The organism is Actinoalloteichus spitiensis RMV-1378 (assembly GCF_000239155.1).
In the GTDB taxonomy this organism is placed as follows: domain Bacteria; phylum Actinomycetota; class Actinomycetes; order Mycobacteriales; family Pseudonocardiaceae; genus Actinoalloteichus_B; species Actinoalloteichus_B spitiensis.
Genome location: NZ_AGVX02000342.1, coordinates 1 through 18916, shown reverse-complemented (window position 1 = coordinate 18916; position 18916 = coordinate 1). Strand labels below are relative to the sequence as shown.

15 protein-coding genes are annotated in these 18916 nt (G+C 73.9%); 9 read left to right on the top strand and 6 right to left on the bottom strand.

Annotated elements, in window-relative coordinates; translation table 11 throughout:
* Positions 1 to 117: 117 nt before the first annotated feature.
* Positions 118 to 1425 (top strand): YeeE/YedE family protein, encoded by a 1308-nt coding sequence (locus ACTIDRAF_RS0215480; protein ID WP_016699642.1) that lies wholly within the window; start codon positions 118 to 120, stop codon positions 1423 to 1425.
* A gap of 160 nt (positions 1426 to 1585) precedes the next feature.
* A complete protein-coding gene (locus tag ACTIDRAF_RS0215475; RefSeq protein ID WP_016699641.1) occupies positions 1586 to 1882 on the top strand; it encodes a 4a-hydroxytetrahydrobiopterin dehydratase in 297 nt (98 codons plus the stop codon).
* 19 nt (positions 1883 to 1901) lie between these two features.
* Here ACTIDRAF_RS0215475 and ACTIDRAF_RS29100 read toward each other — a convergent pair whose 3' ends face one another.
* Positions 1902 to 3284 (bottom strand): glycosyltransferase 87 family protein, encoded by a 1383-nt coding sequence (locus tag ACTIDRAF_RS29100; protein WP_016699640.1) that lies wholly within the window; start codon positions 3282 to 3284, stop codon positions 1902 to 1904.
* A 353-nt stretch (positions 3285 to 3637) separates the two neighbouring features.
* On the opposite strand from ACTIDRAF_RS29100, the gene ACTIDRAF_RS0215465 reads away from it, so the two are divergent.
* Positions 3638 to 4480: an aminoglycoside phosphotransferase family protein gene (locus ACTIDRAF_RS0215465; RefSeq protein ID WP_016699639.1), complete on the top strand. Its 843-nt coding sequence runs from the start codon at positions 3638 to 3640 to the stop codon at positions 4478 to 4480.
* Between the two features lie 488 nt (positions 4481 to 4968).
* On the opposite strand, the gene ACTIDRAF_RS0215460 is transcribed toward ACTIDRAF_RS0215465, so the two are convergent.
* From ACTIDRAF_RS0215460 to ACTIDRAF_RS0215445, 4 genes are all read right to left on the bottom strand, one after another.
* Positions 4969 to 5784: an alpha/beta fold hydrolase gene (locus tag ACTIDRAF_RS0215460; RefSeq protein WP_016699638.1), complete on the bottom strand. Its 816-nt coding sequence runs from the start codon at positions 5782 to 5784 to the stop codon at positions 4969 to 4971.
* The gene (ychF, locus tag ACTIDRAF_RS0215455) at positions 5781 to 6881 is read right to left on the bottom strand and encodes a redox-regulated ATPase YchF (protein ID WP_016699637.1); all 1101 of its coding nucleotides are present in this window, start codon (positions 6879 to 6881) and stop codon (positions 5781 to 5783) included. The genes ACTIDRAF_RS0215460 and ychF overlap by 4 nt, the downstream gene beginning before the upstream one ends.
* Positions 6882 to 7022: 141 nt before the next feature.
* Complete coding sequence (locus ACTIDRAF_RS0215450) at positions 7023 to 9980, bottom strand: AAA family ATPase (RefSeq protein ID WP_016699636.1); 2958 nt, start codon at positions 9978 to 9980, stop codon at positions 7023 to 7025.
* Positions 9977 to 11137, bottom strand: coding sequence for an exonuclease SbcCD subunit D (locus ACTIDRAF_RS0215445; RefSeq protein WP_016699635.1), 1161 nt, complete (start codon positions 11135 to 11137; stop codon positions 9977 to 9979). Before ACTIDRAF_RS0215445 ends, ACTIDRAF_RS0215450 begins: the two co-directional genes overlap by 4 nt.
* A 238-nt stretch (positions 11138 to 11375) precedes the next feature.
* Between ACTIDRAF_RS0215445 and ACTIDRAF_RS0215435 the strand changes: the two genes are divergently transcribed.
* Positions 11376 to 12404 (top strand): DNA recombination protein RmuC, encoded by a 1029-nt coding sequence (locus ACTIDRAF_RS0215435; protein ID WP_016699633.1) that lies wholly within the window; start codon positions 11376 to 11378, stop codon positions 12402 to 12404.
* A gap of 61 nt (positions 12405 to 12465) precedes the next feature.
* Positions 12466 to 13305: a DUF6542 domain-containing protein gene (locus ACTIDRAF_RS32005; RefSeq protein WP_157163055.1), complete on the top strand. Its 840-nt coding sequence runs from the start codon at positions 12466 to 12468 to the stop codon at positions 13303 to 13305.
* Between the two features lie 1306 nt (positions 13306 to 14611).
* On the opposite strand, the gene ACTIDRAF_RS0215420 is transcribed toward ACTIDRAF_RS32005, so the two are convergent.
* Positions 14612 to 15631, bottom strand: coding sequence for a 4-hydroxy-3-methylbut-2-enyl diphosphate reductase (locus ACTIDRAF_RS0215420; RefSeq protein WP_016699630.1), 1020 nt, complete (start codon positions 15629 to 15631; stop codon positions 14612 to 14614).
* Positions 15632 to 15898: 267 nt separating this feature from the next.
* Here ACTIDRAF_RS0215420 and ACTIDRAF_RS0215415 point away from each other — a divergent pair, with 267 nt between their 5' ends.
* From ACTIDRAF_RS0215415 to ACTIDRAF_RS0215395, 4 genes are all read left to right on the top strand, one after another.
* Entirely contained in the window at positions 15899 to 16582 is a 684-nt protein-coding gene (locus ACTIDRAF_RS0215415) for a lipid droplet-associated protein (RefSeq protein WP_016699629.1), read from the top strand.
* A 142-nt stretch (positions 16583 to 16724) separates the two neighbouring features.
* Complete coding sequence (gene xseA, locus ACTIDRAF_RS0215405) at positions 16725 to 17969, top strand: exodeoxyribonuclease VII large subunit (protein WP_016699628.1); 1245 nt, start codon at positions 16725 to 16727, stop codon at positions 17967 to 17969.
* A gap of 107 nt (positions 17970 to 18076) precedes the next feature.
* Positions 18077 to 18406 (top strand): hypothetical protein, encoded by a 330-nt coding sequence (locus ACTIDRAF_RS0215400; protein ID WP_016699627.1) that lies wholly within the window; start codon positions 18077 to 18079, stop codon positions 18404 to 18406.
* Positions 18403 to 18714, top strand: a complete 312-nt coding sequence (locus ACTIDRAF_RS0215395; protein WP_016699626.1) for an exodeoxyribonuclease VII small subunit — start codon at positions 18403 to 18405, stop codon at positions 18712 to 18714. The genes ACTIDRAF_RS0215400 and ACTIDRAF_RS0215395 overlap by 4 nt, the downstream gene beginning before the upstream one ends.
* Positions 18715 to 18916: the final 202 nt, after the last annotated feature.

Here is an 18916-nt window from a genome sequence, read left to right as displayed (position 1 = left end):
GGCCCCGACCCCCCGCCGAGTGGGCACCCGGCCGCCCCGGCCCGACGACGAGGCGGCGCCCCGGCGCGCCGCCCCGGCGCCACGGCCCGCCGATCCCGCAAGTCCGGAGACACCGACATGAGCGCGACACCAGCCGACACCGGGGAACCCGCGACCCGCGCCGGACACCCGCCAGCGAGCCGCCCCGGGGGGCTGCTCGTCGCCCCGACCTCGCACGTTCGACCGGCACCCCCCGAACCGCCCCCGGTCCGCACCGCTCCCCTGATCGTCGCCGGCCTCCTCGCGCTCGCCCTGAGCTGGCACGTCTGGATCGCGCACGGCCCCCAGCAGGCCACACTCCTCCTCATCGGCCTGGGACTCGGCGTCACCCTGTTCCACTCCCGGTTCGGGTTCACCTCCGCGTGGCGGCAGCTCGTCTCGGTCGGCAACGGTTCCGGCCTCCGGGCGCACGCCCTGCTCATCGGCACCACCGCGACCCTCGCGACCCTGCTCATCGGCACCGGGACGGGCCTGTTCGGGGCCACCCCCTCCGCCTCCGCCGGGGACATCGGCCTGCCCCTGTTCCTCGGAGCGTTCCTGTTCGGGCTGGGCATGCAGCTGGGAGGGGCCTGCGCCTCCGGCACCCTCTTCGCCGTCGGGTCCGGGCAGTCGACCATCGTCCTCACCCTGGGCGGGTTCGTGGCCGGCTCGGTCATCTACACCTGGCAGTACGGCTGGTTCGACTCGCTGCCCACCATGCCCGGGGTGCTGCTGTCCGACCACGTCGGCTGGTTCGGTTCCTGGCTGGTGACCCTGACCGCGCTCGGGCTGGTCGTCGTCGTCAGCGTCGCGGTGCAACGGCGCCGCACCCCGCCGCCGGTCGGCGCCGTTCCCAGCGCGCGCGGCGCCGCCCGCGTCCTGCGCGGTGCCTGGCCGATGCTCGTCGGGGCGGTCGTCCTCGCGGTGCTCGCGGCGGCGGTCCTGCTGGTCTCCGGCGGCACCTGGGGCGTGACCAACGCCTTCGGGCTGTGGGGCGCGAAACTGCTCCAGGTACTGGGCGCGCAGCCCGAGCAGTGGGCGTTCTGGCAGGAGCCCGGCAACGCGGAAATGCTGGCCTCCCCCGTTCTGGCCCACAAGAACAGCCTGACCAACATCGGCATCATGATCGGCGCGGCCATCGCCGCCGGCGCCGCCGGGGCGTGGAGCCTCCACCGCCACATCCCGTGGCGCACCGCGTTGGCGGCGGTGCTGGGCGGCGTGATCATGGGTGTCGGGGCCCGTCTCGCGAGTGGCTGCAACATCGGCGCCTACCTCGGTGGGATCTCCACCGGAAGCGTCTCCGGCTGGTTGTGGGCGGTCGCCGCGCTCGTGGGCACCTGGGCGGGGCTCAAACTGCGGCCCCTGTTCGGTCTGGCGAACCCCCGGCCGAGCGACGGGGCGTGTTGAGCACCGGCGGCGCTCCCATGGCAGGCCCACGGCCACCGGGCGTGAACCGACCTCGCGTGCCGCGAGACGACGCCCGGCTCCGACGTCTCCCCCTCCGAGCGGGCAGGGCGGAGGAAGGCGGCCGGGTGCGCCCGGAGCCGGGAACCCCCACCATGGACGCATGACCGATCTGCTGACCTCGGACCAGATCGCCACGGCCCTGGGCACGCTCCCCGACTGGCGGCGGGAGGGCAGCGCGCTGGTCCGCACCGTCGAACTGGCCGGCTTCCCCTCGGCGATCGCCGTCGTGAACCGGGTCGCGGAGATCGCGGAGAACGACAACCACCACCCGGACATCGACATCCGGTACGCCACGCTCACCTTCCGCTTGTCCACGCACGTGGCCGGCGGGATCACCGCCTCGGACGTCAGCCTCGCCGAGGAGATCGACGAGGTCCTGCGGGTGATCGCCAGCTGAGGGCCGCGTCTCCCTCCGGTCAGCCCTCCGCGCTCTCCACGGTCGGGGAACCCGCCGGATCGCCCCGCCGGCCCAGCCGGTTCTGCGGCTTGAGCACGGAACTCACCCGGCCCCGCAGCACCCGGGTCCGCAACCAGATGTCGTTGGCCTGCCCGGTGCCCGGCGGGAGGGGCGGGACGGGCGGCACCTTGGGCGCCGCACGGGCCCCGGCCGTCACCGCCAGCAGGGTGAGCAGCGCCGCGACCGGGTAGGCCCAGCCGAGGGCGGCCAGCGGCCACGGCCGGGAGAAGTCCACCCTGCCCGGCTCGAGGGCCTGCAACTGCTGGACGAGGTAGGACGTCGTCAGCAGGGTCCACAGCACGGTCGTCGCCGCCAGGAGTGGCCGGGCGCGCATCGGGTGGCACACCAGCCACACCAGCGTCGGCACCACCCACACCCATTCGTGGCTCCACGCCGCCGGGGAGATCAGCAGTCCGAGGAGCTGGACCGTCACCACCGCACCCAGCACGTCGCCCTTGCGGAGCGTCGCGTACAACGCCCGCCCGGCGAGGACCGCTGTCACCACGGCCGCCAGCAGCCACGGCCAGGAAGTCCCGACGTCATAGCCGAACGTCCGAGACAGGGCTCCTCGCAGCGACTGGTTGTCGACCGAGGCCACGGGGTCGACCCGCTCGCCCTGGCCGGCGATCGTCGACCAGAACTGGGTGGACTGCTGCGCCGAGACGAAGAACCCGATGCCGATGGTGGCGAGGAAGGCACCGAACGCCCACGCCGCCGCCGTGAACCGCCGCCTCGCCAGGAAGTACATCCCCGACACGGCGGCACCGAGCTTGATGCCGGCGGCCAACCCGACGCCGACGCCCCCGAGCACCCGGCGGCCCGTGGTCATCGCCGTGACGAGCACCGCGGCCAGCGGAAGGCTGAGCTGCCCCTCCACCAGGCTCGTGCGCACCGGTTCCAACCAGAGCACCAGCGCGGTGGCGACCAGGGCCCGTCTGCGCCAGGTCAGGCACGCCGACGTCCCGATCACGCCCCCGGGAGCGCGGGACATCGCGAAGATGCGCATGGCCCGCGACACGATCCACCACAGGCAGACGAGGGACACGCCCTGCCAGACGAGCCGCAGCACCCCCCACGGGACCACCGCGAGCGGCAGCAGGAGCACGGCGGCGAACGGGGGCGCGGTGAACGGGGTGGTGAACGCGGCGATGTCCGGGTTCCAGGAGGTGAACTCGTAGAGATCCCCGCTGATCAACTGCGGAGCGTTGCCCCGCAGGCTCTGCAGGCTCGGCAACTGGGTCTGGTTGAGCAGCAGGCTGGCGGCGACGTGCAGCACCAGGGAGACCAGGAGGAACAGGGGCGCGTACCGCAGCAACCTGGACTCAACCGCGCGAAGATCCACCGTTCCCTCTCCACCACGACCGCTGCGCGCGGTCACGTCACCGGCTCAGCCTGTCGCCGCCGCGCGACACAGTGTAGGAGCCGGGAGCAAGGCACGGTGCCACCACGGGCACCCGCTGTCAGGCACCGCACAGGGAAGCAACCCGGGTGCGTCCCACCACCTCGCCCCGGCCTCCCACGAGGGAGTCCCGGAGGAACGCCGCCGTCCCGGGCCGCCCCGTCGCTCCGGCTTCGACGCCGGCTCCGGTCAGCCGCGACCTCGGTCCGGTCCAGCTCGGCACGAGACACCGGCGAGGACACCCCCGGATACCGGATGACGACCCGCCCTGGACCGCCTCCTCCTACGATCCACGGGTGCGGATCGGACTGAGCGACGAGCAACTCACCCTGGTGTCCACCTGGTTCCCCGGCTTCGAGGTGGTCGCCGACCACAGCTGGGGACTCGTCGACACCACCGTCCTCCACCTGCGCGCCGACTCCGGCGACATCGTGGTCAAGGCCGCCGGCCCGGCCAACCACCACATCACCAGGGAGATCGTCGCGCACCGGCGCTGGACCGGCCCGTGGCTGGCCACCGCCAGCGTCAACCGCCTCCTGCACGCGGACGCGGAGCTGAACGTGCTGGCCCTGAGCCACCTGCCGGGTGGGCTCGTCCTCGACGACCCCCATGCCGTCGCCGACCCCGACACCTACCGGCAGGCCGGCGCGCTGCTCGCCGCGTTCCACCACCAACACCGCGTCGTCTCCGAGACCCACGAGGCGGAAGCGGACGCCAAGGCGCTGGCCTGGCTGGACCGCGAACACCGCGTCGACCCGGCGACCGTCGTGGCACTCCGCGCCGCCATCGCCACCCACGAGCACCAGCCGGTCGAACTGGTCCCGACGCACGGCGACTGGCACCCCCGCAACTGGCTGCTGCACGAAGGAGTGGTCAGCGTCATCGACCTCGGTCGCGCCGCGCCGCGACCCGCGTGGACCGACCTCGCCCGGCTGGCCCGCCAGGAGTGGCAGGGCGCCGAGCACCTCGAACGCGCCTTCCTGGCCGGGTACGGCGAGGACCCGCGCGAGCCCGCGCCGTGGCGGGCGACCCTGTTGCGGGAGGCGATCGGCACCGCCGTCTGGGCCTACCAGGTGGGGGACGAACCGTTCGAACGGCAGGGGCACCGGATGATCCGCCAGGCACTCGACCTGTACTGATCTTCCCCGGCGAGCAGCGTTCCGGGCACCGCCGGAACCCACGGGCGGCGGGGGCCGTGCGCGGCCGCGACCGGTGAGGCGCGCGAGTCGGAGTTCGCGAAGCTCGCGACGGAGAACCCCACGCTCCTGGACCTGACGAATACGAGGAAGCACCAGCCGGAGAACCCAACGTCACGCACTCGGCTGGGAAAGCCTTCGAACCCCTTGGTTGATCTGATTCACGAGGGCCAGGACAGGCGCGTGCTCCGGACAAACCCCCGGAGTGGAGAACGGGATCACCCCCCACGTCACGTCAACGGGCGCGCCACCCCCGGTCGCCACCGGGCTGCCGGACACCGATCGCCCGGACGAGCTGACCGACGCGGCGGTGTACCAGTTCCTCAGGGGGAACCGCGCCAGAGGACCATGGCGTGCGGCGCGGTGCCCGGATCACGGGCCAGGAGAGCCCGCCCCGGCTCGCGTCCTCCCTGGGATCGCCGCCCCAGGTGTCACACCTCGACGACGCCGCCCGAGGCTGCCTGGACACATCTCCCCCAGTCACGCAGCGCGGTCCCCACCATCCGTGGCTGTTCGAGATGAACGTTGTGGCCGGCGCCATCGAGCGCGAGGTACGTCGCACGCGGGTAGTGGGTGAGAAGCGCGAACTGGTCCTCATACCCGACTACGTGGTCCTGGCGACCTGTGAGGATCAAGGTCGGTCCCTGGAACGTGCCCGCGGTGTCCGGCGACGCCCTGAGGAAGTAGCGCTGCGAGAGCCTGCCCATCGCATCAGGGTCAGCGGCGCGGATGCCGGGGAGTGCGTGGACGCGGAACGCGTCCCAGGACTCCTGCGTCTGCCGGGCCGCGACGCTCGTGAACTCCTCGGCGTCGGCGGGCGGCAACGACCGCAGAAGGTCCTGATCGCGGATGACGAGGGACCGCTCCGGTCGAACGCGCCGCGATGGGGCTGGGTCGACCACTGGAGCGATGAGCGCGAGACCCAGGACCTGGTCGGGGAACCGGGTGACGACATGACGAGCGAGAAGGCCGCCCAGCGAACTGCCCAGCAGGGCGAACGGCTCGTCGCCGACGAGTTCGTGGACCGTCTCCACCAGCCAGTCCGCGAGTTCTGGGAGACCGCCCGCCGCATCCAGCGGCGGTGTCAGACCGAACCCCGGAAGATCGAGGTAGATGCGCTCCCAGGAGCCCGAGGCGGCCAGGTCGTCGTCGAGCGGGAGCAGCAGCCGGTGGTCGACGCCGTTGCCGTGAACGGCAACGAGGGGGAGTCCCTGCCCCTTGCGTACGACGTTCGGCTGGACCCTCACTTCTTGCCGCCGCCGGAGGTGTTCCCGTGACGGAACTCGACGACGTCGCCGTCGGCCATCACGTAGTCCTTGCCCTCCATCCGGACCTTGCCGGCGGAACGGGCGGTGGCCATCGAGCCGGCCTCGACGAGGTCGTCGAAGGAGACGACCTCGGCCTTGATGAAGCCGCGTTCGAAGTCGGTGTGGATGACGCCGGCCGCCTGGGGAGCGGTCGCTCCCCGTCGGATGGTCCAGGCCCTGGCCTCCTTCGGGCCGGCGGTCAGGTAGGTCTGGAGTCCGAGCGTGTGGAACCCGGCACGGGCCAGGGCGTGCAGGCCCGGCTCGTGCTGGCCGATGGTCTCCAGCAGCTCCCGCGCCGACTCCTCGTCCAGCTCGATCAGTTCGGACTCGACCTTGGCGTCGAGGAACACCGCGTCGGCGGGCGCGACCAGCTCCCGCAGCTCGGCCATCCGGTCCTCGCTGGTCAGCACGCCCTCGTCGGCGTTGAAGACGTAGAGGAACGGTTTCAGGGTGAGCAGGTTCAGCTCGCGCAGCTCGTCGGTGTCCAGCTCGGCCTGCGCGGAGAACAGCGTCCGCCCCGAGTCGAGGATGTCCTTGGCGGCCTGGGCGGCCGCCAGCGCCGGGCGGCGGTCCTTGTGGGTGCGCGCCTCCTTCTCCAGCCGGGGCAGCGCGCGGTCCATCGTCTGGAGATCCGCGAGGATCAGCTCGGTGTTGATCGTCTCGATGTCGCTGGCCGGGTCGACGCGGTCGTCGACGTGCACCACGTCCGGGTCGTCGAACACGCGGATGACCTGGCAGATGGCGTTGGCCTCCCGGATGTTGGCCAGGAACTGGTTTCCCAGGCCCGCCCCTTCGGAGGCGCCCTTGACGATGCCGGCGATGTCGACGAACGACACGGTGGCCGGCACGGTGCGCTGCGAGGAGAAGATCTCCGCGAGCTTGTCCAACCGCGTGTCCGGCAACGGCACCACACCCACGTTCGGCTCGATGGTGGCGAACGGGTAGTTCGCCGCGAGCACCTCGTTGCGGGTCAGCGCGTTGAACAGGGTGGACTTACCGACGTTCGGCAGGCCGACGATGCCAAGGGTGAGACTCACGACGGGCCAGTGTACGGACCACGGGTGCCGGAGCCGCGCCGGGCGGCGGCATCGGACGTTCCCGCCGACCGAACCCCGCGTCGGCCTGGCCCCAGCTGGACCGCGACAAGGCGGGGAACCGGGCGGCGGCCGGATCTCCGGTCAGCAGCCCTCCTGTTCGAGCGACGAACCCGCCCTGCCCCGGCGGACCCGGATCCGGCTGGGGATGCGCTGCCGGAGTTCCTCGACGTGGGAGACCAGGCCGACGACCCGACCGTCGGCGCGGAGGTCGTCGAGGGTGTTCATCACGAGGTCCAGGGTTTCGGCGTCGAGGGTCCCGAAGCCCTCGTCGATGAACAACGTGTCGAGCAGCGCCCCACCCGTCTCGGCGGCGACCACGTCGGCGAGCCCGAGCGCCAGGGCCAGCGAGGCCAGGAAGGACTCACCGCCGGACAGCGTCTTGGCCGACCGCACCTGACCGGAGTAGTCGTCGAGCACGTCGAGCCACAGCCCGCCCCGCGTTCCCCTGTTGCCACTCGCGTCGGAGTGGACGAAGGAGAACCGGCCCTGGCTCATCCGGGAGAGCCGACTGGTGGCCGCGACCGCCACCTCCTCCAGGCGGGCGGCGAGGACGTAGGACCGCAGGGACATGCGACGGCTGTTCTGCCCCTGCCCGTTCACCACGTCGGTCAGCGCGTCGAGTTCGTCGAAGGTGGCCTGGACGGGCGCGAGGGCGGCGTCGGCCCTCGCCCACTCCGCGTTCAGCTCGGCCAGTTCCCGGCTGATCCGTGCGGCGTTCCTGGCAACGGCGATCGCGTCGTCGGCGGCGCGCTGGTGGTGTTCCGCCGCCTCCCGCACGGCGGGGAGATCGGGCGCCGCGTCGGGGAGCTCGGCGGCCAGGACGTCCGCCAGCCCGGCCCGGATGGTCGCCTCCCGCCGGTCGAAGTCCTCGATCGCCGACTCGAGGGCGGCGAACTCCGCGTCGTCGAGGGCTGCGTCCAGCGCGGCCGGCACCGAGGGGAAGCCAGCCTCGGTGGCGGCCAGCTCCACGGCGGCGGCGGCCTCGGACGCCCGGGCCGTCGCGCTGGCACGTTCGGCGACGGCCTCGGCGAGCGCGGAGAGGGCGGCCGCGAGCCCGAGCAGGTGAGCCCGGCGTTCGGCCACCCCGTCGAACCCGGCCCGGGCGGCGACCAGGCGCTCGTCCCGTTCGCGCACCACCTCGCGCAGGCCGTCGTGCTCGGCTCGCGTGGCGGCCAGGGCCGACTCCAGGAGGGTGCGGCGGTCGTGCAGCGCGGCCTGTTCCGCCTCCAGCCGTGCCGCCAGGCGTTCCCGGTCCGCCTGTTCCGAGACGACGGACTCCGCCTTGTTCTCCTCGGACTCCACCCCGGCCAGTTCCTCGGCCAGGGACGGCTCGGTCCACTCGCCGAGGTGGTCCCGCAACCGCCGCACCACGGCGTCGGCGTCCCGGACGGCGGCGACGGCGTCCTGCCGCGCGGCTCCGGCGGCCTCCTCCCGGCTGGTGGCCCGGCGCTCCTCGTCCTCGGTGACCGGATCGGCCTGGGCGGCGGGAGGAGCGGGGTGGGTGGTGCTGCCGCAGACGGCGCACGGCTCGCCGTCGACGAGGCCGGTGGCGAGCTCCGCCGCCATCCCGGCGAGCCGGCGTTGGCGGAGGTCGAGCAGGTCCTGCCGTGCCGACTGGTGGGCGTCGACCCGACGCCGGAGGAGGTCCTCGGCGGCGCGCAGCGCGCTCTCCGCGCCGGGCAACGCCCGGGCGTCGGCGAGGAGCCCGGCGAGTTCCCGTCGACGGTGGCGCAGGCCGTCGAGCCGGGCCGAGGCCGATCGCGCCTCCTCGACGCCGACGCGGGCCTCGGCGAGCTCCGCCGGCAGGAGCGCCGACCGGTCGGCGAGCTCGGCCAGCTGGTCCTCCTCGACCGTGGCCTTTCCCGCGAGCTCGGCCAGGCGCCGGGTGTCGGAGAGCTGCCGGGCCTCCTCGGACACGAGGGGGGCGAGCGTGCCGGCCTCCTCCCTGGCCCGGTCGGCGGCGGTGCGCGGCTCGTCGCCGCCCTCGGGCGACCACCCGTGGGACACCGCCTCGGCCAACGCGGCCGCCTCGTCCCGCCTCGCCAGGTCCAGGGCCTCGTCGAGCCGGACCCGGTGCTGTTCGGCGGAGGACACGGGCGCCGCCGCGCGGGCGGCGGCACGGCGGCGGTGCCAGGCGTCGCGGTCGCCCCGCCCCTCCTCCAGGGACCGCCAGCTCGCCTGGAGCTCGTCGCGGCGCTGGCAGGCCTCCGCGAGGGCACGTGCCCGGGCGAGGGCCTCGGTCGCCTCGTCCCGCAGGACGACCGCACGGCGTTCGGCCTCCCGTGCCCCGCTCTCGCGGGCGCGCGCATCCCGGCGGAGGGCGGCGAGCCACTCGGACACCGGCTGTTCTCCGGGCGGGTCTGCCGACGTCGTCTGGCGGATCCGGGTGACCACCTCGTGCACCTGGCCGGCGACCTCGTCCCGGTGCTGGCGGGCGGCCCTGCGGCGTTCCCGGAACCAGTGCTCGACGTTGGCGAACCGCTCGGTGCCGAACAGCCTTTCCAGCAGCTTCTCCCGGTCGGCGGTGTCGGCCCTGAGGAACCGGGCGAACTCGCCCTGCGGCAGGAGGACGACCTGGAAGAACTGCTGGTGGGTCATGCCGAGCAACCGGCGGACGGTCCGCCCGACCTCGTCGGCCCGGCTCAGCCCCTCGGGAACGGCCTGCCCTGGGGGGTGGTCGAGCCAGGTCAACGACACCGTGCCCCGCTGGAGGGTGCTGCCCTCGCCGCGTCGTTTGCGGCGGGTGTACTCGGGTGTGCGCACGAGCAGGAGGCGGTAGCCCTGCACGGTGAGTTCCAGCCGGACCTCGGTCGTGGTGGTGTCCGGACTGGTGTCACAGCGGAGGCGTTTCGCCTCGCCCCGCGCCCCGGGGACCGTGCCGAAGAGCGCGAAGGCCACCGCGTCGAGCAAGGTCGTCTTGCCCGCCCCGGTGTCGCCGTGGAGCAGGAAGAGACCGTCGGCTCCGAGGGCGTCGAAGTCGACCTCGACCCGGCCCGGGTAGGGGCCGAAGGCGGTGACGGCCAGTCGGTGCAGCCTCATGCGAGCTCCCGGCCTCCCGCCGTCTCGGTCAGGGCCTCCTCTATCAGGGCGGCCTCGGACTCCGAGGGCCCGGCACCCCGGCAGTGCGCGAGGAACGAGGCGGTGACCTCCCGGTCGTCCCGGCCCCGGACCGCCGAGGAGTAGTTCAGGCGCTCCTGGGCCGGCCCGCCCTCCGGCCGCCACTCCAGGTGCACGGCGTGGGGGAAGCGGCGTTGGAGACGGCGCATCGCGTCGAGCGGCCGGACCGGGTCGGTGAGCGTGGCGGAGAGGTAGTGCTCCTCGAGGACGGTGAGCTCCTCATCGGCCAGCAGCTCCGCCAGGGGGCCGGACACCGTGGCCAACGGCCGGGGCACCGGCAGGGCGTGCGACCGCACCCCGGCCAGCCCGTCGGCGTCGAGGTCGACGATCCAGACGGACTTGCGGTGCGCGGCCTCGGAGAAGGAGTAGGCGAGCGGGCTGCCCGAGTAGCGCAGGTGGTCGGCGAGGACCTGCGGCCCGTGGAGGTGGCCGAGCGCGACGTAGTCGACGCCGTCGAACACGGAGCCGGGGACCTGTTCGACCCCGCCGACGCTGATCGGCCGCTCGGACTCGCTGGCCTGCCCGCCCGTGACGAAGGCGTGGGCGAGGACCACCGTGCGGGTGGTGGGGGGCAGTCGCGCGACCGCGTCGCGGACGCGGTCCATCGCCTCGGTGAGGACGGCGATGTGCCCCCGGTGGCCGCCGCCGACCAGCCCGAGGTGGTGCCGGGCCGGGTCCGGGTCGAGGTAGGGGATGCCGAAGCACGCGACGGGTCCGTGGTCGTCGGCGAGCACCACCGGCTCGTGCAGCCGCGAGATCCGCGTGAGGACGTGCAGCCCGCCGACCGCCGCGAAGTCGGCGAAGGCGCCGAGCCGGGACGCGGAGTCGTGGTTGCCGGGGATCATCACGAGGGTCGCGCCGGCGGCCCGCAGGGCGGCGAGGACCCGCTGGCACACCTCGACGGCCTCTCCGGAGGGCACGGCGCGGTCGTAGAGATCGCCGGACACGACCACCACGTCGACGCCCTCGTCCGCCACCAGCTCGGCGAGGCCGGTCAGCACGCGCTCCTGCTCGGGGAGCCTGTCCCGGCCGTGGAAGGTGCGGCCGATGTGCCAGTCCGAGGTGTGCAGGAGGCGCATGGCACCACGCTAGGACGTCCGGGGCGGCCGGTGTCGCGCGACCACCCCAACAGCACTCGAACGTGTGTTCGACCGGTGTGAAATGGCGGACACCGGGGAGGAGTTGCGCCATGATCGGGTCCACGGGACACGACCGACCACCGCGAGCACGGCGGGAGGCCGGCGGTCCGTCCGAGGTGGACGCGGACGGACCCTCAGCACGAACCACCTTCGACGGCACTCAGGACGGGAGCACCGCGTGACATCGGTCGTCATCACCACCGCGGCGGTCGTGGTCGCCGCTCTCCTGGTCGGCGCGCTCGTCCTCGGCTGGCGGCTCTACGCGGACGCCGTGCGCCGGACGGACGCCGCGTTGGCCATGGTGGAGACCGAGCGCGACCGGGCGGCCGAGCACCAGGCCGCGTTGCGCCGCTACGAGGTCACCTTCGCCTCCACCAGCGGACGTGGCGAACTGGGTGAGCGCGTCCTCACCGAGACGGCGAGGTCGCTCGGCCTGCGCGAGGGCCTGCACTTCTCGGTGCAGACCGACCTCGCCGGTGGCGGGGCGGCCCGTCCGGACATGGTGCTGGCGGTGGGCGATGACCGCCGGGTCCCGGTCGACGCCAAGGCCAGCCTCGCGAGCTGGATCGAGGCCGTCGAGGCGGACGACCCGGCGGAACGGGCCGACGCCCTGCGGGTGCACGCGCGCAACGTCAGGGCGCGGGCGCTGGAACTCTCGGGGAAGGAGTACCAGCGCTGGGCGGACGCCATCTACGGCGTGGTGATGTTCGTCCCCTCCGACGCGGCGGTGGTCGCGGCGCTGGACACCGACCCGCACCTGCTCAGGTGGCTGTTGGAACGCCGGGTCTTCCTGTGCGGGCCCACGGGGTTCGGGGTGGTGGCCTCGGCGGCCCTGTTCGCCTCCACCCAGCGCGCGCTGGCCGCCGACATGGAGCAGGTCCGCCGCCAGTCGGCGGCCGCGTACCGGGCGGCCAGCGGTGCCGTCGACGCGGTGAACCTCTCCAGCACGCACCTCCAGCGGTTCCTGTCGGCGCGGCGGCGGGAACTCGACGCCTTGGAGGGGTTCCGGAACGCCGTGGAACCGCTGCGGGAGACGGCGGCGAGTCCCAGCTCGATCGCGGAGGTCCGGAGAGACGAGAACGGCGTCGCGATGCCGGGCTCGCCGGACCAGCCGACGCTGGCGGAGGCGCGCGACACACCGACGGAACGCCTGTCGACCGCTCACAACTCGGACTCATCGACCATTGCGGGCAGCGAAGCCAGGTGAGCGGGATGTGAGTTCACGATGGCTGACCAACAAGCAGTCGGTGACCGATTACGGTGGACGGGTGACAGCCGCCCGTGACCGCGAACGCGCGCGCGACTCCGAGCCCGAAGTCGCTGCCGTGCCATGGGATGAACGCGCCGCTTTCGGAACCGCTCGCGGGCTTCCGTGGTGGGCGGCCCTGCTGCTCGCAGCGGGCCTGACCGGCATCGGGCTCTTCCTCGACATCGAGGTGATGTCTGGGGGGCCCGGTGTGTTGCTGTGGGCCGGGTACATCCTCGGCTGCCTGCTGGCGGTGGCCCTGGTGCGTCGCAGAAACCTGTTCGGTCCCACCGTGCAGCCGCCACTCATCCTGGCAGTCGTCATGCCCCTCGTGATTTGGCTCACGGGTGGGGCGGGGGGCTCCGGTCTCGCCGGGATGGCCTTCTCGTTGGGGTGGCCGCTGATCAACGGTTTCCCCCTGATGGCGGTGACCTCGGCCCTCACCGTGGCAGCGGGGCTCGCCCGCTACTTCCTGCTCCAGCGGCGGCCCGCGAACGCGGAGTCCGACGCGGCGGAACCGGGACCCCGGAAGAAGGCGCGCCCCGACTCCGCGGCTCGCACGTCCGCCAGGGACGGGGCGTCGAGCTCCGACCGGGCTTCACGTGGGGCCCGGGGCAAGTCGGGCAGGCCCGCCGGCCGGGAGACCACCTCCTCGAGCCGGAGCGGCGGGAAGGGCGGGGCGCCCCGGAGCGGGAGCGGACGGTCCGGGACGGCAGGGAAGCCCAGCGGCTCGTCCCGTCGGTCCGGGCGCGACGGCGACCCGGCTGACCGGCCCCGTTCGCGACCGAGGAAGGGCGCTGAGGGGCGGAGCTCGGACGCTCGGCGCCGGCCGCCCCGCCCCCGGGACGAGGACCTCGACTGACAGCGAGCGGCCGACCGGACCGGACCGGTCAACCTCGCACCGGCGGTCGACGTGGCGTCGACGAGCCACCCCGCGCGGGAAGGCTCGGGACGTCGTGCCCGCTCGTGGCGGCTGGTGGCCGTGTCCCCATGGGGTCCCTCGGTCCCACCAGGCCCGGTGACACCACCCCCGGATCACCGGTCCGACCGTGGCGCGAGTCATGCCGGGCCTGGGGACCACGGCCCCCTGGTCAGGAGCCACGAGCGGCCCGGGGCCGGCGGGAGGGCTCCACCTCGGGACCCTGGGCGCCGTGGAGGCGTCGGTTCGCGTCCACGGCAGGCTGGGCGGTGCGGGGAGGTGATCGAGGCACACCACCGGTCGCGGCCACTGCGGGAAGCCCGGTGAGGGTGGTCGGCCGGTGGGAGACCCGGTGCCCGGTTCAACGGCGTTGCCTGCCCAGCCAGGCCGGCCGCCGCGGAGGTCGCCGCCGTGGAGGTGGTGCACTTCGCTCCGGGGGGTCGAGCCGGTCCCCGGGGCTCCTTCGCGACGAGGTCTCGAGGAGGGTGCCCAGCCCCCGCCGGGCCATCCGGCTGCGGTTTGACCGCGTCCACCGCCCCTTCCCGGGGTGACGGGACTGCCCCCGTGGTCCGATGCCCCTCGTCTCGGCCTCGCTGCCTCCTGGCCGCTGAGGATTCCGGTGCGCCGCCTCGTCCGGCCCGGGGGTGTGCCCGTTCGGGCCGGGGCCGTTCGGACCGTGGTGTGGGCCGCTCGCCCCGACGCCGAGGTCGGGTTCGACCGGCTCACCTGAACGGCGGCCGCGGAGCGAACCCGGGGCGTCGAGGCGGGCCTTCGACCGCTCCCTGGAGTCGACGGCCGGGGAGCCGGTACGGGCGCCGGCCAGCGCGGGTTCCCCCAGACGGAGGTCGGGCACCGACCGCGCGAGGACCGCCACGGAAAGCCCCGCGCCGCGAGCCCCTCGTGCGCCCGCCAGGCCACTGCCCGCCCGCGCCCCGCTGGGGACGGGGCCGAGCGCCGAGACGACCAGCCACCAGGGCTCGGCCGGTGCTGTCCCGGCGGCGGCCTTCCTCCACCGGCCGGTGGGGGAAGTGATCCCCGCCCGTGGAGCAGCAGGGGCACCGCCGGCCCAGTCGGCCCCGCTCCCGGTACGCCGCGTCAGGACACCCCGGCCGGCGGGAGGTGAGGCAGCGGCGGGCCCGGAGCGAACCGGGCCCGCCGGGGCCGGGCCATCGAGCGCACGTCCAGGTGCGCTACCCGGCCGTCGGAGTAGCTGATGTACCAGCGGTGCGCGCGAACACCCGCGCCGAGCTCAGCGGACGTCGGACATCGCCTTGCGCAGCTCCCGGGGCAGCGCGAACGCGACCTTCTCGTTCGCGGTGGTGACCTCGTCGACCTGCTCCCAGCCCCGGTCGGCCAGGTACCGCAGCACCTCCATCACGAGGATGTCCGGCACGGACGCGCCGCTGGTGACGCCCACGGTGCCGACCCCCTCCAACCAGGACGGGTCGATCTCGTCGGCGAAGTCGATCAGGTGGGACTCCTTCGCCCCCGCGTTGAGGGCGACCTCGACCAGCCGCTTGGAGTTCGAGGAGTTCTGGGAACCGACGACCAGCACCAGGTCGCACTCGGGAGCCATCGCCTTGACGGCGACCTGCCGGTTCTGGGTGGCGTAGCAGATGTCGTCGGAGGGCGGGTCCTGGAGCTGCGGGAACCGGTCCTTGAGCTGCTCCACGCGTTCCATCGTCTCGTCGACGCTCAGCGTCGTCTGCGAGAGCCAGATCACCTTGTTCGGGTCCCGCACCTCGACCTTGTCGACGTCCTCGGCCCGGTCCACCAGCTGCACGTGCTCGGGCGCCTCACCCGCCGTGCCCTCGACCTCCTCGTGCCCCTCGTGCCCGATCAGCAGGATGTCGTAGTCGTCACGGGCGAACCGGCGCGCCTCCTGGTGGACCTTCGTCACCAGGGGGCAGGTGGCGTCGATGGTGCGGAGCTGACGCTCCCGGGCGCTCTCGTGCACGGCGGGCGACACCCCGTGCGCGGAGAACACCACGAGGGCGCCCTCGGGTACCTCGTCGGTCTCATCGACGAAGATGGCCCCGCGCTGCTCCAGGGTCCGCACCACGTACTTGTTGTGCACGATCTCCTTGCGGACGTAGACGGGGGCGCCGTAGGTCTCCAGGGCCTTCTCCACCGTCACCACCGCCCGGTCCACGCCCGCGCAGTAACCGCGCGGGTTGGCGAGCAGCACACGCTTGCGGGGGGCGTCGCTGGCCGGGGTCGCCTCGTGCTGGGAGACGGCGTTCTCGTCGGCCGGGAGCTGGGCACTCATGCCTCCCACCCTACGGCCGTCGCACGTCGGGTGTTCCGCCGTGGGTGGCGCCGCCTCCCGGGACGGGCGCGGAGCGGCAGGTCGTACCCCCGTCCCGTGCCCGTCCCGTGCGGCACCGGGGTGTGCTCCGGGCCGGGCGGCGCGCACCCGCGCGGCGTGGTCCCGCCCGGGGGTGGCCCCGGCCGGCGGAGGTCCGGCCGTCCCGAAAACGGCTGGTACCCGCGAGGAGAAGTGCGGGCCGGCGGTGCGCTCCGGCAGGCTAGGGGAATGAAACCGCTGCCGTTGCCCCTGCGGGTCGCCGCCGGAGTGGCCGTCACCGCCGCCGAACAGGCCCGCAAACTTCCCGAACACCTCGTCGGCCTGCCCATCACCGTCGCGAGCCAGGCGCTCCAGCTCTCGATGCGCGTTCAGCAGGGCATCACCGAGTTGGCGATCAGGGGCGACCAGGCCCTGGCCGGGCTGCGCGAGAGCCCGGCGCAGGCCGAGTGGGCGACGTTCGACGAGGACGAGGTGGACCACGACCCGGGTGGGGAGCGCGGGGCGAGGTCGGGCGGACGGGGTTCCGTCGTCGACACCCCGGTGGGCGGCGCCACGCCCACGGGCGGGACCAGCGAGGGCGACGACGAGCGGCGGAGCGGCGCGTCCGGCCCGGCGGACGGCGGTTCCCCGCGCCGGCGGACGTCACGTTCGGCTCAGCGGGACACCCGCGCTGGCCGTGCCACGGCGGCGGACCAGGCGGGGCCCCGCTCCAGTGGTGACGCGCCGGCCACCGGGGCGCCCAGGGCCCTGCCCGAGTACCCGGACCTCAGCCTGGCTCAGCTGCGCGGCCACCTGCGCAGCCTCTCCGCCGCCGACCTGAGTGCCCTGTTGGAGTACGAGCAGGGCCAGTCCGCCCGCCCGGAGTACGTACGAATGCTGGCCAACCGCCTCAGGACGGTGACCGACGCGTGAGCTCCGCACCCCGCGCGGTCGGCCGCCGCCCCCTTCCCCGTCGTGGCCACAGTCAGCCGTCCCGCCCCTGGGCTCGGCCGTCCGGGTCCACCCCCGCGTCGCCCGCCGGCGCGCGGGTCGGGACCCGTTCGGGAGGCACGGAGTGAGCGGCGCCACCACGCCGGAGGAGCCGTGGCCGGTGCGCACCGTCGCCCGCAAGATCGCCGAGTGGATCAACCGGCTCGGCTCGGTGTGGGTGGAGGGCCAGGTGACCCAGCTGTCGGCCCGGCCCGGAACCGGCACCGCGTTCATCACCCTCCGGGACCCCTCGGCCGAGGTGTCGCTGAGCCTGACGTGCCCGATGGGCGTCCTCCGGTCGGTCGATCCGCCGCTGACCGACGGGGCCCGGGTGGTGGTGCACGGCAAACCCTCCGTGTACCTGGCCCGTGGCTCGTTGAGCCTGCGGGTGGACGAGATCCGGGCGGTGGGGATCGGTGAGCTGCTGGCGCGGATCGAGCGGCTGCGTCGCCTGCTGGCGGCGGAGGGGCTGTTCTCCTCGGCGCGCAAGCGGAAGCCCCCGTTCCTGCCGAACCGGGTGGGGTTGATCACGGGTCGGGGCTCGGCCGCCGAGCACGACGTGCTGACCAACGCCTCGGCCCGCTGGCCGGCGGTGCGTTTCCGGGTGGAGAACGTCGCGGTGCAGGGAGCGCAGGCGGTGCCCGGCATCCTCGGCGCCCTCCGCGCGCTGGACGCCGACCCGGAGGTGGACGTGATCGTGCTGGCACGGGGTGGCGGCAGCGTGGAGGACCTGCTGCCGTTCTCCGACGAGGCGTTGTGCCGCGCGGTGGCGGCCTGCGGCACTCCGGTGGTGAGCGCGATCGGGCACGAACCGGACACCCCGCTGGTCGACCACGTGGCGGACGTGCGGTGCTCGACACCCACCGCCGCCGGGCGGCACCTGGTTCCCGACGTCGCCGAGGAGGCGGGGAAGGTGCGGGTGTTGCGGGACCGGGGGCGGCGTGCCCTGCACGGCTGGGTCGACCGCGAACGGCGCCTGCTGGACTCGGTCCGGACCCGTCCCGCGCTGGCTGACCCGCACCAGTGGCTGGCATATCGAGGCCAGGAGGTGGCAACATTGCGCGAGCGCGGCCTGCGTGCGGTTGTCGCGGAGTTGAACACGGCGGAAACCGGTCTGCGATCGGTGCGGTCCCGGCTGACGACTCTTGGACCCGCCGCCACGCTGGCCCGTGGGTACGCGGTTGTGCAGCACGTCGACGAGGACGGGACCCCACGGGTGCTCGCCTCCGTCACCGACGCCCAGCCGGGCACGCGACTCCGCATCCGGGTTGCCGACGGTGCGGTGCGCGCTGTCGTATCCGACCAGACCCCTCGTGGTGACCGGAGGTAGTGGTGCCCTTCCCGGCGCGCGAACCCACCTTTCTCCCGCTCACCGTAGCCGCGGCGAGAACGGCTGCGGACAGTCTGAACGAACCTCCGACCCGGTCGAGCGCCAGGGTGGTGTGGCGGCGGGCCGAGGAGGCTGACCTGGCCGCCGCGGACTGCTGGGCGAGTCTGCTCGCGGGCTGCCACTCTCCGGCGCGGCGCGGGCTGGCGCCGAGGTTGCTGGCCTTGTCCGAGGCGACCTCGACCTACGCCGGTCAGCAGTGGTGGATGTCCACTGGCTCCGTTCACCGCCGGCGGGTGACCGACGCCGAGCTCCGCATCGTCGACGCCGTCCGGGAGGGCGACGGCGCGGAGTTCGCCGAGGCGTTCGTCGGCTACGACCAGGCGGTGGCGACGGTCGTCGTCGCCGTCCAGACACGACTGGGAAGTCCTACCGGGTGAGTGACGAACCGAACGCGGCGCACGAGCCGCCGCACCGACCGTCCGACGCGTCCGGGAGTTCCCCCTCGGGGGACGCGAGCCTGGAGCCGGACCAGGAACTGGCCTCCCTCGGCTACGAGGAGGCGCGGGACGAGCTGACGGCGGTGGTCCGCGCCCTGGAGGCCGGTGGGCTGTCGCTGGAGCGCTCGCTGGAGCTGTGGGAGCGCGGGGAGGCACTGGCCAGGGTCTGCGAGCGCCACCTCGCGGGGGCGCGGGAGCGGGTCGACCGGGCGCTCGCCTCGGTCGAGGACACCGACCCGCCGCGCTGAGGGGCGCGGCCGCCGGGTGGTGGCCGATCCGACCTGGTGCCGCCGTCATGGTGGGTGGTCGGCGTTGCCCTGGGTCCGCCAGGCCGTGTCGTGGCTCCTGACCAGGAATTCGGGCCGCCGGGGCACCGCTGACGCCCCAGGTGGGGTCCCTGGCCCTGGCGTCCGAGCCGCAGCGGGACGACCGCCAGCGGGCCGCCCCCGG

Coding starts and splice junctions, on each gene's coding strand:
- ACTIDRAF_RS0215480 (WP_016699642.1), top strand. CDS start 118: ATGAGCGCGACACCAGCCGACACCGGGGAACCCGCGACCCGCGCCGGA.
- ACTIDRAF_RS0215475 (WP_016699641.1), top strand. CDS start 1,586: ATGACCGATCTGCTGACCTCGGACCAGATCGCCACGGCCCTGGGCACG.
- ACTIDRAF_RS0215450 (WP_016699636.1), bottom strand. CDS start 9,980: ATGAGGCTGCACCGACTGGCCGTCACCGCCTTCGGCCCCTACCCGGGC.
- ACTIDRAF_RS0215445 (WP_016699635.1), bottom strand. CDS start 11,137: ATGCGCCTCCTGCACACCTCGGACTGGCACATCGGCCGCACCTTCCAC.
- ACTIDRAF_RS0215420 (WP_016699630.1), bottom strand. CDS start 15,631: ATGAGTGCCCAGCTCCCGGCCGACGAGAACGCCGTCTCCCAGCACGAG.
- ACTIDRAF_RS0215415 (WP_016699629.1), top strand. CDS start 15,899: ATGAAACCGCTGCCGTTGCCCCTGCGGGTCGCCGCCGGAGTGGCCGTC.